Below are 13237 nucleotides of genomic sequence, written 5' to 3' on the forward strand. Positions count from 1 at the left end.
CTCGATCCGACCGGCCTCAACACCCCTCTCTCACACGGGAGTACCGCCATGTCCGCAACGCTTCAGACCACTGACCACGCCGCCGACGCCGACCTGCTCGACCAGACCGCGAGCGCCGTACGCGCGGCCGGTGCGGCGCTGCGCGAGCGCTTCGGCGAGGTGGTCCGCTACCAGACCCGCGAGGAGCTGATGCGCGCGCTCGCCGCCAACGACGACACGGCCCTCGACATCCTGCGCCCCCGCCTCACGAGCCTGCGCCCGGAGGCCGGCTGGGTGGAGGACGAGCTGGACGGCGGGGCGCTGCCGTCCGGCGAATGGTGGGTCGTGGATCCGGCCGAAGGCAACGTCAACCACCTGCACGCCCTGCCGGATTGGGCGGTGACCGCCACTCTCGTGCGGGACAACCAGCCGGTGCTCATCGTGGTCCACCTGCCGTTGACCGGCGAGACCTACACCGCGCTCGCCGGTGCGGGCGCCCACCTCGACGGCCGGCCGCTGCACGTCTCCCGGACCGAGGACCTCGGCCTGGGCATCGTGGCCACCAGCCAGGCCCGGCCGGACGAGGACGAGAAGGTCGTGCGGCGCGTCGGCTCCTCGATCAGCGCGATGCTCGACGCACTCGTCGTCCGCACCTCCGTGCCCGCGACCCTGCACCTGGTGAACGTGGCCGCCGGCCGGATCGACGCCTTCTGGCAGTTCGCCGGCGCCCGCGCGGACCTGCTGCCCGGGGCGCTGCTCGTCACCGAGGCCGGCGGACAGATCTCCGACGCCGAGGGCCGCCCCTGGACCCCGCAGAGCGAGAGCTTCCTGGCCGCCGCGCCCGGTGTCCACGCCGCGGCCGTCGCCACGCTCTCACGCTGACCGCGCACCACAACCTGCACGCACGGAAGGACCAGATCATCATGACCACGATCGCTGTTCTCGGAAACGGCCGCGTCGGCGGCAACCTGGCCACAGCCCTCATCCGGGCAGGGCATGAGGTGACCGTGGCGGACCGCGCGCCGGGCGCCGCCGCCGACGCCGCCCGCACAGCCCGGATCGTCATCAACGCCACCCCGGGCGCCGGCTCGCTGGAGACGCTCGTCGCCCTGCGCGAGGAACTGCGCGACAAGATCCTCGTCGACGTCTCCAACGCCACCGTCGACGGACCGGACGGACTGCCCGCCGACCTGATCTACCCCGGCTCAAGCCTCGCCGAGCAACTCCAGGAAGCGCTCCCCGAAACGCGCGTCGTCAAGACACTCAACACCATGCTCTTCCCGGTGATGACCGCGCCGGCCACGCTCACCCGGGCGCCCGATGCCTTCCTCTCCGGCGAGGACCCGCAGGCCAAGCAGACCGTCCGTGAACTGCTCGTCGACCTCGGCTGGCGCAAGGAGTGGATCACTGATCTCGGCGGGATCCAGACCGCCCGCGCCACGGAGGCAGCGATACTGTTCGTACCGCACGTGATGCGGTCCAGTGGATTCGCGCCCTTCGCGATCTCGATCGCGCGCTGACCCGCACACAGTGCACCGCCCCCGGCGGGCCCACATCCAGAACGGATACAACCGCGCAGCCAGGGTCGGCGATTCAGCGCCGGACGGCGCCCCGTGGCCACCCTTCCCGGGGCCGTCGGCCTCGCACCGAGGATCAGCCCATCTCACGGCGGACGCGCTTGCGGAACTGGTCGCGAATCTGCCCGCCGATACCCGCGGCGGCCGACACCGGCCTCACACTCGCCGATCCACGTGCGCGTGCGTGTGCATGGCGCCGGCGCCGAACGGCATCACGCTGCCGCTGAAGTAGTGACCTGGCATCGATGGTCAGGCTGCCTGGCCGTAGCCGTCCGCGCCGGGGCCGTCGCCGCGCAGCGGGCTGAAGTCGACGTCCAGGTGCGGGTCGTACGCCTCGGGCTGCAGGCCGAGTTCGTGGGTGGAGTACTCGCCGAAGCGGCGGATGTGCTCGGTCAGGTAGGGCGAAATGTGGGCGAGGTCCTCGGGGTCGATGACGCGGCCCTCCTCCTGGAGCTGGCGGACGATCTCGGCGATGTCCAGGGCGTTATGGAAGATCACCGCGTTGGTCAACAGCGCGTTGAACTTCGCGGTCTTCTCCTGCTCGACGGGGTCGTTGTCGGTGATGACGCCACCGTTGCCGAAGCCGATCCACTGGGAGAAGCCGTTGAACGCCTCGACCTTGTTCGTCGCGGCGGTCACCCGCCGGCGCAGCGGGGCATCGGAGAGGTAGCGCAGCAGCTGCACGGTGCGGATCACACGGCCGACCTCGCGGAAGGCGGTGTAGGTGGCGTTCTTGCGTGAGCCCGCACGCAGGCGACGCAGCAGCAGCGTGGAGGAGATGGCGCCCTCGCGCACCGAGATCGCCACCCGCATCAGGTGCCGGAACTGGGACTCGATCAGGTCGAAGTCGATGACGTTGCGGCCGCTCTCCCCGAACAGGGCATCGATGTGCACGTACTCCGTCTGCTTCGCGGGACGGTAGAAGGTCAGTTCCTTCCAGTTCCGGATCCTGGGCATCAAGTCGAAGCCCAGCAGGTGGGCGAGCGCAAAGACAGGGAAGCTCTGGCCCTGCGTATCGGCGTGCACGGTGGTCGGCTTCAACTCCGAGGTGTTCTTGAGGAGGCCCTCGATGATGTAGACGGCCTCCCACACGCCGCACGGGATGAAGTGAGTGAACAGCGCGATGTAGGTGTCGGAGATGTGGTGGTAGGCGATCCCGCCCGGCTTCCCGTACCGCACCGAGGTCTCGGACAGCAGGTTGTTGAGGTAGGTGTCCATGTGGGTGCCGTCCGCGGCGACCGCGGACCCGTCGCCCCACGCCTGCAAGATGTCCAGGCGGGCATGCGCGTTGACCAGGTCGGCGATCGCCTCGTTCAAGGTCGGGATGGAGAAGTGCCGGTTCGCGGCCAGCGACAGCTCGTGCCCGCTCACGCCCGGGATGTGCCGGGCGGCCTCGTAGGGGCCCATGTTGGTGCCCTTCACGAAGGTGGTGATGACGTACCGGCCGAAGGGGTCCTTCAGCTTCGGCTCGTTCCCGGACGCGGGGCCGAAGCGGCGCCACCACTCCACCCAGTACGCCGTACGCGAGATGATCCCGAGCAGCGAGCGCTCCGGCATCCGAGCCTTGATCTCCTGCTCCAGCTCGCGCGCAGAGGCTCGCTGTCCCTCGGAGCGGTGGGCCTTGAGCGAGGGGATGCCAGTCTCGGGGTCGATGACCAGGCCCTCGTTGTCCGGGTACCCCGCATCCGCCGACGCGGCGGCCGCGGTGAGCTTGTCCTCCAGCTGACGGCGGAACGTCACCGCGTCGTGCGGCGTCTCGTCGCCCGCCTCGGCGAGGCCGACCTCCAGCAGGTAGTCGCCCAGCTTCGCCTCGACGTCCTCCCAGGGCAGCAGCTGTTCGCTCCAGTCGGCGTACTCCTCCGAGCCGGCCACCGCCACGTCACCAGTGCGCAGTTCCTCGGCGAGCGCGGCGAAGACCATCGCCTCGAAGTGCTTGCGCATGAAGACGCCGGGCCGGTTCTTGTCGCGTACGGCCTTCTGCCAGTTCAGCGTGGCGAAGGAGATGTCGACCGGGCGGCCGTCCTCATGGCGTTCGGGGATGTAGTCGCGCAGGTTCTTGTGGCGGCGGGCGTGCGCGAGCGCGTCCAGGACGCGGCTGTCCTCGGAGGTCGCTCGCAGCTCCAGGCGGCTGGTCAGGTCGTACATCGTGGAGCGGTCTTTCAGCAGGTGCCCGTACAGCAGCACCTCCCAGTAGTTGCCGTGGTGGGCGGCGACTTTCTCGATTCTCTCGTACTGGCCCTCGAACCCGCCGAAGTCGTCCACCGCCGCCGCGGGCACGCCCAGCGCGCCGGCCTGCACGCGCAGGGCCTTCGCCAGGGTGTGCAGCGTGGGTGCGAGCTGGTCGCCGAGCCGCGCGGCAACAGCATCAGGCCCGGCGTCCTGGTCGAGCTCGCCGACCGCCGTCAGGATCTCGGCGGTCATCGCGGCCGCCTTCTCGCGCGCGGCCTGGACGGGGCTGTCGGCGTCGATGTGCTGGAGCACCGTGCGGTAGTTCCCGATCAACGCTTCGACCAGGGCCTGCTGTTGCTCGCGGATCTCCTCCAGCTCCGCCCTGGCCCGCTTGACCTGCAACGCGATCCGTTTGCAGAACATCGTCGTCAGGTCATCGCGGGCCCGCATTCGTGCCTTGTGGACCAGGCACACCATGAGCGCGAGCCGCTTCACCAGGTTGTAGTCCCGCAGCGCCGGCGCGTCCGCGGTGTCCGCTTCCCCGGCGAAGTCCGTGATCTTTCCTGTGGCGACGCCTTCCAGCCACACCCCGGTCTCGCCCAGCTCGTCCACCCATCCCAGGTGCTCGGCCTGGGCACGGAAGTGGGACCACGTCGGGGCCTTCGCCGACTGCTTGAGCTTGTTGTACTTCGTGGTGCCCGACTCGTCCTTGTCGGACAGCAGGGCCAGCAGCCGCTCGTGGTGGGCCTCGCTGAGCCGGTCGTAGATGCCCATGCAGATCGAAGCGTTCACCTCGGTGCGGATCTTCGCCGCGAGGGCGTCCAGGGTCGTGAAGCCCGGCAGCTCAAGACCGGCCTCGACGACCTTCTCCAGCGCAATGTTGATCAGGTCCGCCGGGCGGTTCTTCGACACGGCCTCGCTCCGCATCACCGCCTCTGCGATCTTTCGGGCCTTCGCCTTGTCGTACGACAGGCCCGTCCGCTGCCGCACTGCGGTCCGCTGCCGCTCCGCCGTACGGTTCGCCGCCCTCGGCACCGTGCCCTCCGGCAGGTCGACCGCGCGGCGGACAAAGTCGACGACCGCGTCCGGGATCTCGTCCAGCTTCGGGAAACACCCCATGCGCTGGTACGACTTCAGCGCCAGCAGCTGGGCCAGTAGGTGCTCGTCGCTGTCGCTTCGACCGGCAGCCCACTCGACCTCGTCACGGCTCGGGGCAAAGAAGAGATGCAGCTCATGCGCGGTGATCAGCCGCTTGAACCGCGGATACGCGGTCCTCTCGATCGAGGTCACAACCCACTCCGCCCCAAGACGAAACCCGACGTCACCACCAACGACGCTGGGCCGAACGGGTGACGGGGCGAAAGTGCTCAACGTTCCAAGATCATCCCGTGGCGGGTTTCTGGCGTATCTGGGTCACACCCCAGTAACGTCGAGAAACACCTGGACGCCGACCACGTCCGTGACATCGTCTGCAACCTCGTACGCTTACGGGCCGGCCGCCGCAACCTCGCCCAGGCGCTCCACGACAACCCCTCGCTGCTGCGGACCGGCAAGCCACCCGCACCGTTCCGCGTCGCCAAGCTGCTGATGGCCCTCCGTGAAGCAGGTGCTCGGGACACTGCCCTGCCCCACTGCGGCGAATGCGGTCGCCCCCGCCCCTACGTCGGCAGCCGCTCGGGCGGACGCTGGGGATGCTCACCCTGCTTCGACAAGCCCGCCGTCTGCGCGGGCTGCCATCAGCAGCGGCGAGTCGTCAGACGCGACCGCCATGGCCAGCCCCGATGCGCCAAATGCCCCGACACCGACGGCGATCCCGTCAAGGAACTCACCCAGCTGATCACCGGCCTCGACCCTGCGCTCGATGCGGACACCGTCCGGACCGCTCTCGAACGCGCCACGAAACGGCCCGCCGGGCAGAACCGACTGGCCTGGGCCGTGATCGAGCGTCCCGAGCTGCTGACCAGCGCCGGGCACGAAGCTCCCACTCCGGCGGTGCTGCGGTTCATCAGCGAACTCGTCGCCGGCGGCGCCACCACAGTCGTCAACCCGGCCTGCCCGCGCTGCCACGGGGTGAAGGCGCTGTCGAAGCTCCTGGACGGCCAGCGGATCTGCCGGGCCTGTTTCGCCAAGCATGCGGCCGTCCCCTGCGCACGCTGCGGCGCCGTCCGTGAACCCGCCACCCGGGATGCCGCCGGTCAGCCGCTGTGTCCCAACTGTCTGATCCGTGACCCGGTCAATCTAGAAGTCTGCGTCTGCTGCGGTCGCCGTCGGCCGGTCGCGGTCCGGCTCGCCGACGGTGTCCGCTGCCCCAGCTGCAGGCCGAAGGAGATCCAAGAGTGCGGGCATTGCGGCCGCACCGCCCCTTGCGAGGTGTCCCGGGCCACCGGACAGCCCTGGTGCGAACGCTGCCAGCAGCGATGGGTGACCTGCAACGGCTGCGGCACCGTCGCCCAAGCCCGCGGCGGCAGCTTCGAGGAACCGTTGTGCGCGAAGTGCACCAACCCCGACCCCGACTTCTGGGGACGCTGCCCGGTCTGCCAGACCACCTGGCAGCTCAGCCCTCGAACCTGCCAGCGATGCGTCCTCGACCAGAGGATCCGCGGTCTACTCGGCAACGACACCGGCACCATCGCCCCTGAACTTGTGCCGTTCCACGAGGCATTGACGAGTGCCGAGCGCCCCGATGTCGCTCTGGCCTGGATCTCCCGGCCGAAGGTCCAGGACCTGCTCGAACGCATCGGCCGCGACGAACGCCGCGTCACCGACGACATCCTCGACGACCTTCCTTCGGGCAAGGTGCTCGCGCACCTTCGCAGCGTCCTCGTCGCCACGGGCGCCCTTACGCCTCGTGACGAACGGCTCGTCGCCCTGGAGAAATGGATCACCGAAACGGTCCAGGCCCGCACGGACCTCACCGCACGCCGGATCCTGCACGGCTACGCGGTCTGGCACCACCTGCGCCGACTCCGCCGGCGCATCGGCGACCAGCACACCACCCAGCTCCAGGACCTCAACGTTCGCTGCCACGTCACCGCCGCCGACAACTTCCTCACCTGGCTCGCCGCTCAGGGACTCGCCCTGGGCACGTGCACGCAAGTCGACCTGGAACGTTGGATGACCGATCCCGCCTTCACCTACCGTGAAGAGACCGGCCACTTCGTCCGCTGGTCCGTACAGCACCGCCATGCCCATGGCCTCACTTTCGGCACCGTCCGCTGGACGGGCCCGCAGGGCACCATCGACAGCGAGAAACGCTGGGCCGACGCACGACGCCTCCTCAACGACGACACCCTGCCCACCGCGGACCGCATCGCCGGACTGCTGCTGATCCTCTACGCACAGAAGATCTCCACCATCAGCCAGCTCACCGTCGACGACGTCAATATCACCGGCGAGACCGTCGCGATCACCTTCGGGACCTCGCCGGTCGTCCTCCCCATGCCGCTGGCCACCCTGGTCCGCGAACTCCTCGCGAACCGACGAGGCAAGGCCAAGATCGGCACCCCAGATGATGGCCCCTGGCTCTTTCCCGGAGGTCAGCCAGGTCGTCCGCTCAGCGACAGCCAGATCGGCCTGCGGCTCCACAAGATCGGCATTCGCCCCCAACAGGACCGATCAACGGCCCTGTTCGCCCTCGCAGCGGAACTCCCCGCCGCGATCCTCGCCCGGATGCTCGGCGTCCACATCCAAGTCGCCGTCCAGTGGCAGAAAGCATCCGGCGGCGACTGGGCCGCCTACGCCGCCGACGTCAGCAACCGCGCTCGAAAGGCTCCAGCCCCGTGACCTTCCAGGACCATCTCCGAACCCTCGCCACGCGAGCAATCAGCTCGATCACGGCTGCCGAGGCAGAGGACATCTACGTTGTCTCGTTCTTCATCGACAACGAGAGAGACGACCCACGACAGCCGACCCTGACCATCGGATACAACACCGAAGCTCAGTTCCGACGCAGCATTGCGGACGCCTCCGACGAGGCGGAAGCCCGCTGGAACTACGCCTTCTGGCTCCAGAACGAGCTCACGGTCATCGGCGACCTCACCCGAGACCCCGACGGAGCCGCAGCTCGCCACCAGTGGATCACCGAACTCGGACTCTGGTACGACGAGCCCACCGACCCCGAAGACTGGATGACGACCATCGGGCCGATCGCCGCACGGATCGAGGGCAACTTCAATCAGGCATGCGTCAAGCTCGCTCGCCACCTTCACGGCGCCGGCGTCTTTGAAGGCGCGATCGGCAAGCCAGTGCCCGTGGTCCTTCACGAGCTCGAGTACTACGACGGTATCGCCCGCCGAACCGAGGCCGCCAACCCGCCCGGACTCGCCGACGCCTTCACGGCATGGGTCCGTAATGGCTGAGGTATTCCGAGACTTCCAATACCCGACTCCACCATTAGCCCGCCCCGGCGGACACCAGGCCGCCTTCGCCGCCGAAGTCGCCGCCGAGGAAGAAGCCGAACATCTGCGGCTGACCGTCGCCGCCTATGAGGACTACCAGCGCGGCATCCTGCCCAGCGGGCAAGGCGCCCGCGACCTCATCGGCGCCTTCAAGACCGTCGACCAGGCCCTGGAGCGGCACGACGCCGGGCCGGTCACCGTCATCGACGACCGGCGCGTCGAGCGTGTCCTCAAAGTGAAGGCGAAGACTCTGCACCTCGGTGTCGGCAACTACTGCTGGTTCTCCGATCCGGGCAAGGCTTTGTGCCTGAAACTCGCCGGCACCCCGGACGCCGACGAGCCGCTGATGGGGTTGTGCGACTCGGCCCGCTGCCCGCAGGCCACCCACCACCCTCAGCACCGGAAGATCTGGGCCGACCACGCCGACAACACCCAGGCCGTCTTCCTCGGCAACCCCAGACTCTCCAAACCCGAACGGGCCCGAGCCCGGGCCGCGTTCGACCGTGCCACTCGCATCATCGCCGATATCGACGGTGCCGGCAGCCCTGACGAGGAGCCGCGCTCATGATGCACAGCCCCCAAGCGGAACCCGATGCCAGGATTCGGAACGCGATGCGGCAACTCCTCACTGGCCCCATTCCCGACGGGCTGAAGTGCGACGTCAAGAGCTTGTGCACCCTCGCAGGAGTACCGCGAGCGACGCTCTACCGCACCTACCCACACCTCAAGGCCGAGTTCGACCGTCAGCGCCAAGCCGCCCAGGCAGCCGGACAGCAGCCCGACCCACGCCTGGCACAGATCGAACGTCTCAAAGCCGAGGTTGCCACTCTGCGCGAGCGCCTGAGCAGGAAAAACACTGAACTAGACGCTCTGAAGGAGTTCCAGGCCACGGCCCTGTCCCGCCTCGCAGCCCAGCACGACGAGATCACACTTCGACGACAGCTCGACGCCACCCCGGCGGCGTCAGTCCGCACACTCCCTCGATAGCGTGGAGTTTGAGACCCGAGTGATGAGGAGGGCGCGTGCGATTCGCGCTGGACGCACTGTTCGCTGACGTGCCCGCGGAGCAGGTCGATGAAGCTCGTGACTTTTACAGGTCGAGGGCGGCAGGCCGTGGCCCCAGCACACTGGAGGAGCTCAAGGAGGCACGAGCGAAGAGGTCCGCTCCTCGTGCCACCGATCCGCCTGCCATCGAAGAGACGATCGAAGCCGTGGAAACGCGCGTCCCTGTCAGGATCTTCACTCCTATCGACGGTCCGCCGCGGGGCGTCTACCTGGACATACACGGCGGCGGCTTCTACATGGACTCCGCAGCGCGAGGAGACAAACGCAACCGCGAGCTCGCAGACGCCCTGCACCTCGCCGTTGTCAGCGTCGACTACCGGCTGGCCCCTGAGCACCCCTGGCCGGCGGCACCCGACGACTGTGAAGCGGCGGCGCTCTGGCTCGTCGAAGAAGCCGATGCCCGCTTCGGAACGTCCCGACTTGCGATCGGCGGGAGCTCCGCAGGAGCCACACTCGCCCTGGCGACCCTGCTCCGGCTGAGAGACAAAGGTGCCGTTGGCCGATTCACAGGCGCTGCACTCCAATTCGGCACCTACGACTTGAGCGCACGAACCCCGGCCGGTCGCCGCATCACGGACGAATACTTCATCCAGGCGTACGTCGGCCATGTGGAAGACCGCACTGTTCCCGACATCTCTCCCATCTACGGCGTTCTTCGCGGGCTTCCCCCAACGCTGCTAATCGTCGGAAGCGGAGACGTGTTGCTGGAAGACAACCTGGCGCTGGCAGGTCGGTTGTCAGCGGCTGGCAATGACGTCGAGCTCCGGGTCTACCCCGACTCACCCCACGGCTTCACGGGCCACCCCACGGCAATGGCCAGGACGGCGCTCAGCGGCGTCGAGTCCTGGCTGCGCGACCGGATTACCCAATCGTAGAACTGACCGCGATCCTCGAAGGATCCCAGTCCTAGAGGGCGATTACGTGAGACACGGCCTCGCGCACTCCCGCCGACGTGGGCGGCAAACCGTCAGGCGCGCAGTCGACATGGATCGACCGGACACGTCTCATGCCCGGCTATCGCCCGTACCCGACGAGGGCACCGGTCCGTACGGCCGGGACTGGAACGAGAAGGTCCTCAGTGTCGGCGTCGCAGGGCGGCTGCATGGCCCCGGAGTGTACAGAAATCGGCGCCCCTCCACTTGTTGAGCACCGCGACTTTTTGACACCGTTTCTCGCGCACGATCCGAGCCTCGGTGGGCCCGGATCACGGTGTTACCGATCTTGTTCATGTATCGGTCGATTCATGAACAGGACCTTTGGCGGGGGTTGTGGGCTGTGGCCTCTCCCCATGGGTGCGAGCGCCCGGCGCCTCCCGCATGGGGAAGGCCATCAGGGTCACGCCCACGGGCATCGTCCCGGGCGAGCGCGGCGGGCGGGCGGCGTCGTGGAGTTCCGCCGCCATGTCGGCGAGCTTCTGCCGCGCCTGGTCCCATACTTCCGGCTCCATCCACAATTCCGCATCGACCGTCACCCCCCTGCCTTCTGGGTGCCGGCGCGCGGCGCGCTCCTGGAGCGTGTGGGCCAAGGCCGCTCCCAGCAACTGCGCCCCGTCGTTCTGGTCGGACAGAGGTGATCCGTGGACGGTGCGATATCGGCGTTCACGGCCTCCACGGCGGGTGCGCTCCTCGGCCAGTTCGACCAAGCCGACGGCGTCCAGGCTCCGAAGGTGCCGGCTGGCCAGGGCATGGGAGATGCCCAGCTCACGGGAGAGTTCGGCAGCGGACATCGGTTGGGGCCACATGAGCGTGAGCATCCGCAGCCGCACGGGATGGGCAAGCGCTCTGAGGACGGGGTCTGCGGCGGTCACGCCACCAAGTAAAGCGCATGCCACCATGGCCGACACCTACTACCAACGAAATTGTTGGGGGTAGGGTGCGGAAGCCCGGCAACGGCGTGATGAAGGGGGCGGGTTATGTCCGTGAGCCTGTTCACGGTGCTGCGGGATCGCAATGCCCGTCTCTACATGACGGGAGTGATCATCTCCGGTTTCGGGGATTCGGCCATGCTTCTGGCCGCCGGGGTCTGGGTGAAGGAGCTGACCGATTCCAACAGCCTCGCCGCCTTGGTGGGCTTCTGCTCCTGGGCACCCGCCTTGGCCGGACCGTTCATCGGCACTCTGGCCGACCGAATGCGCCGCCGCACCCTCTTGGTCGCCACGAGCTTGGCCCTGGCCGTAGTCATGACGGCACCGTTCGCCGTGCGTTCTTCGCAGGACGTCTGGTTGCTCTTCGCCGTGCTGACCATGGTGGGTGCGGGATCGGTGCTCATGGACGCCGCCGAGACGGCGTTGATCGCATCAGCCGTTCCCGGCGAAATGCGCGGGGACTTCAACGGCCTGGTCCGGACCGCGATCGAGAGCAACAAACTGCTCGGCCCCCTTGTCGGTGCGGGCCTTTTCACCGTTCTCGGCGGACCCACCGTCGCTCTGCTGGACGCGCTGTCCTTCCTCCTGGGCGCGGCCGCATTCAGCCTGATCCGCGTGCGTGAACCCAAGCCCGTGCACCGGCCACAGCAGAGCTGGACCGCAGAGACCGCGGAAGGGATCCGCTACCTGTGGGGGCACCCGACGCTGCGCTCCCTGGTGGTCGCGGGCGGCTGTGCCATGGCGGCATCGAGCCTCAGCAGCGCGGCCACGTACGCGCTCCTCGACATCGGGCTGCATCAGCCCGCGGCATTCGCCGGTGTCCTCAACTCCGTCCAGGGGCTCGGATCAGTGGTCAGCGGTCTGGCAGCCGGCGCGCTGCTGCGCCGCATTCCGGCACGTGCCCTGTCGGTCATCGGGCTCACCCTCTTCGCTCTCGGGGCCCTGGCCCGACTCACTGGTCTCGTCCCCGTCGTGCTGGGCGGCAGCCTGCTCGTCGGTCTGGGCCTGCCCTGGCCGCTCATCAGCGCGCTGACGATGGTCCAGAAGGAAACGCCGGACGAACTTCTCGGCCGGGTTGCGGCCACCGCAAACACCCTGGTCTTCGCCCCAACAGGTCTCGCCCTCCTTGCGGGCACGGTCATGGTCGCGGCCCTCGACTACCGGGTGCAGCTCGTCGTGGCAAGCGCGCTTGGCCTGGCAACACCCCTGCTGCTGGCGGTCACCGCTCGTGCCTCACGTCGGCGCGGTCCCACCCCCGTCCACCGAACCCGGTGACCCTTCATCTCGCCATCTGAGAACGCATCAGCCCTGAGCTGTAGGGGTCGGTGGCCATGGCGTACTGCGCGGCTTCCTCGTCACGGGCGCAGAAGCCAGGTGACCGAACCAGAACAAGCGCTCGTCCAGCAGACCACGACGTTCGGTGAACGGGGCGCCGTTGCGTTCAGAGCGACGTCGTGGCGCACATGGAGGTCGATTTGCGGTCGGATGCGCAGGTACTGGGCCCGGAGGACGTTTCCGGAAGGCTGATGTCTGGTGCAGCCGAAGGCTGCGCCGCTGGGTGGGGGTGACCAGCGAAACGAAGAGTGTGCCTTCAGAGCGTGCGTCGAGGTTGTGAAGTCCTACCTGTCGTTTTCGACGGGCGGCGGTTCGGCTCGTTCGCTCTTCCTCTCCAGCGCTCGTAGGTGTCACAAGGTCTCGTTGTTGAACCTCGACATGAGATTTCAGCCCTCGTGGCTCTGTGAGGTGTGCAGGGAGAGGCGGCGGCACTGGGGCGGTGCCGCCGCCTTGGGGAACTGGCTTACCCGGCCCGGTTCTTCGTGTGCTTGGGCAGGCAGAACATCAGGACCCACATCAGCGTGAGGGTGCCGCCGACCCACCAGAGGACGCCGGTGAACGCCTCGCGGTTGATCGCGCCTTCGGATGAGCCGCCGGTGGTGGCGAAGAACACCAGGGCGGTCAGCGCGGTGCCGAGGGCGATGCCCAGATGCATGGCGGTGTTGAACAGGCCCGAGGCGGAACCGGCACTCTCGTGCAGGACGCGGGCGAGCGACAGGTCGGCGAGCGGTCCGCCGACCATGCCGAGGCCGAAGCCGATCAGTACGACCGGGACGGTCATCGCGAGGAGGGTCAGGTTGGCCTGTCGGCTGCTGACCTGGAGCCCGTAGGCGGCCATCGAGCCGAGGGCG

10 protein-coding genes and 1 pseudogene are annotated in these 13237 nt (G+C 68.2%); 8 read left to right on the top strand and 3 right to left on the bottom strand.

Annotation, left to right across the window (positions count from 1 at the left end; all coding sequences use genetic code 11):
* The first annotated feature begins 48 nt into the window (after positions 1–48).
* Entirely contained in the window at positions 49–861 is an 813-nt protein-coding gene (locus tag SNA_RS00080) for a 3'(2'),5'-bisphosphate nucleotidase CysQ (protein ID WP_030065428.1), read from the top strand.
* A gap of 41 nt (positions 862–902) precedes the next feature.
* On the top strand, positions 903–1499 hold the full coding sequence (locus SNA_RS00085; RefSeq protein WP_030065427.1) for an NADPH-dependent F420 reductase: 597 nt from the start codon (positions 903–905) through the stop codon (positions 1497–1499).
* A 306-nt stretch (positions 1500–1805) separates the two neighbouring features.
* Here the strand turns inward: SNA_RS00085 and SNA_RS00090 are convergent, their stop codons facing one another.
* Positions 1806–5015 (bottom strand): Tn3 family transposase, encoded by a 3210-nt coding sequence (locus SNA_RS00090; RefSeq protein ID WP_044362394.1) that lies wholly within the window; start codon positions 5013–5015, stop codon positions 1806–1808.
* 297 nt (positions 5016–5312) lie between these two features.
* On the opposite strand from SNA_RS00090, the gene SNA_RS00095 reads away from it, so the two are divergent.
* Genes SNA_RS00095 through SNA_RS00115 form a run of 5 tightly spaced genes read left to right on the top strand, consistent with a single transcriptional unit; the run spans position 5313 to position 10062 of the window.
* Positions 5313–7508, top strand: a complete 2196-nt coding sequence (locus tag SNA_RS00095) for a site-specific integrase (protein ID WP_241779499.1) — start codon at positions 5313–5315, stop codon at positions 7506–7508.
* Positions 7505–8083: a hypothetical protein gene (locus SNA_RS43545; RefSeq protein WP_052808852.1), complete on the top strand. Its 579-nt coding sequence runs from the start codon at positions 7505–7507 to the stop codon at positions 8081–8083. The genes SNA_RS00095 and SNA_RS43545 overlap by 4 nt, the downstream gene beginning before the upstream one ends.
* Entirely contained in the window at positions 8076–8690 is a 615-nt protein-coding gene (locus SNA_RS00105) for a hypothetical protein (protein ID WP_030065422.1), read from the top strand. Before SNA_RS43545 ends, SNA_RS00105 begins: the two co-directional genes overlap by 8 nt.
* Positions 8687–9109 (top strand): hypothetical protein, encoded by a 423-nt coding sequence (locus tag SNA_RS00110; RefSeq protein ID WP_030065421.1) that lies wholly within the window; start codon positions 8687–8689, stop codon positions 9107–9109. Before SNA_RS00105 ends, SNA_RS00110 begins: the two co-directional genes overlap by 4 nt.
* Before the next feature lie 35 nt (positions 9110–9144).
* Positions 9145–10062 (top strand): alpha/beta hydrolase, encoded by a 918-nt coding sequence (locus tag SNA_RS00115; RefSeq protein WP_044362396.1) that lies wholly within the window; start codon positions 9145–9147, stop codon positions 10060–10062.
* 350 nt (positions 10063–10412) lie between these two features.
* Here the strand turns inward: SNA_RS00115 and SNA_RS00120 are convergent, their stop codons facing one another.
* A complete protein-coding gene (locus SNA_RS00120; RefSeq protein WP_052808853.1) occupies positions 10413–10994 on the bottom strand; it encodes an ArsR/SmtB family transcription factor in 582 nt (193 codons plus the stop codon).
* Positions 10995–11099: 105 nt separating this feature from the next.
* On the opposite strand from SNA_RS00120, the gene SNA_RS00125 reads away from it, so the two are divergent.
* Complete coding sequence (locus tag SNA_RS00125; protein WP_030065418.1) at positions 11100–12326, top strand: MFS transporter; 1227 nt, start codon at positions 11100–11102, stop codon at positions 12324–12326.
* Positions 12327–12849: 523 nt separating this feature from the next.
* On the opposite strand, the pseudogene SNA_RS00130 reads toward SNA_RS00125, so the two are convergent.
* Positions 12850–13237 (bottom strand): annotated as a pseudogene (locus SNA_RS00130) (MFS transporter); the annotation flags it as partial.

Origin of the sequence: Streptomyces natalensis ATCC 27448, from assembly GCF_000935125.1 — a bacterium.
GTDB lineage: Bacteria > Actinomycetota > Actinomycetes > Streptomycetales > Streptomycetaceae > Streptomyces > Streptomyces natalensis.

Coding starts and splice junctions, on each gene's coding strand:
- SNA_RS00080 (WP_030065428.1), top strand. CDS start 49: ATGTCCGCAACGCTTCAGACCACTGACCACGCCGCCGACGCCGACCTG.
- SNA_RS00085 (WP_030065427.1), top strand. CDS start 903: ATGACCACGATCGCTGTTCTCGGAAACGGCCGCGTCGGCGGCAACCTG.
- SNA_RS00125 (WP_030065418.1), top strand. CDS start 11,100: ATGTCCGTGAGCCTGTTCACGGTGCTGCGGGATCGCAATGCCCGTCTC.
- SNA_RS00110 (WP_030065421.1), top strand. CDS start 8,687: ATGATGCACAGCCCCCAAGCGGAACCCGATGCCAGGATTCGGAACGCG.
- SNA_RS00095 (WP_241779499.1), top strand. CDS start 5,313: ATGGCCCTCCGTGAAGCAGGTGCTCGGGACACTGCCCTGCCCCACTGC.
- SNA_RS00105 (WP_030065422.1), top strand. CDS start 8,076: ATGGCTGAGGTATTCCGAGACTTCCAATACCCGACTCCACCATTAGCC.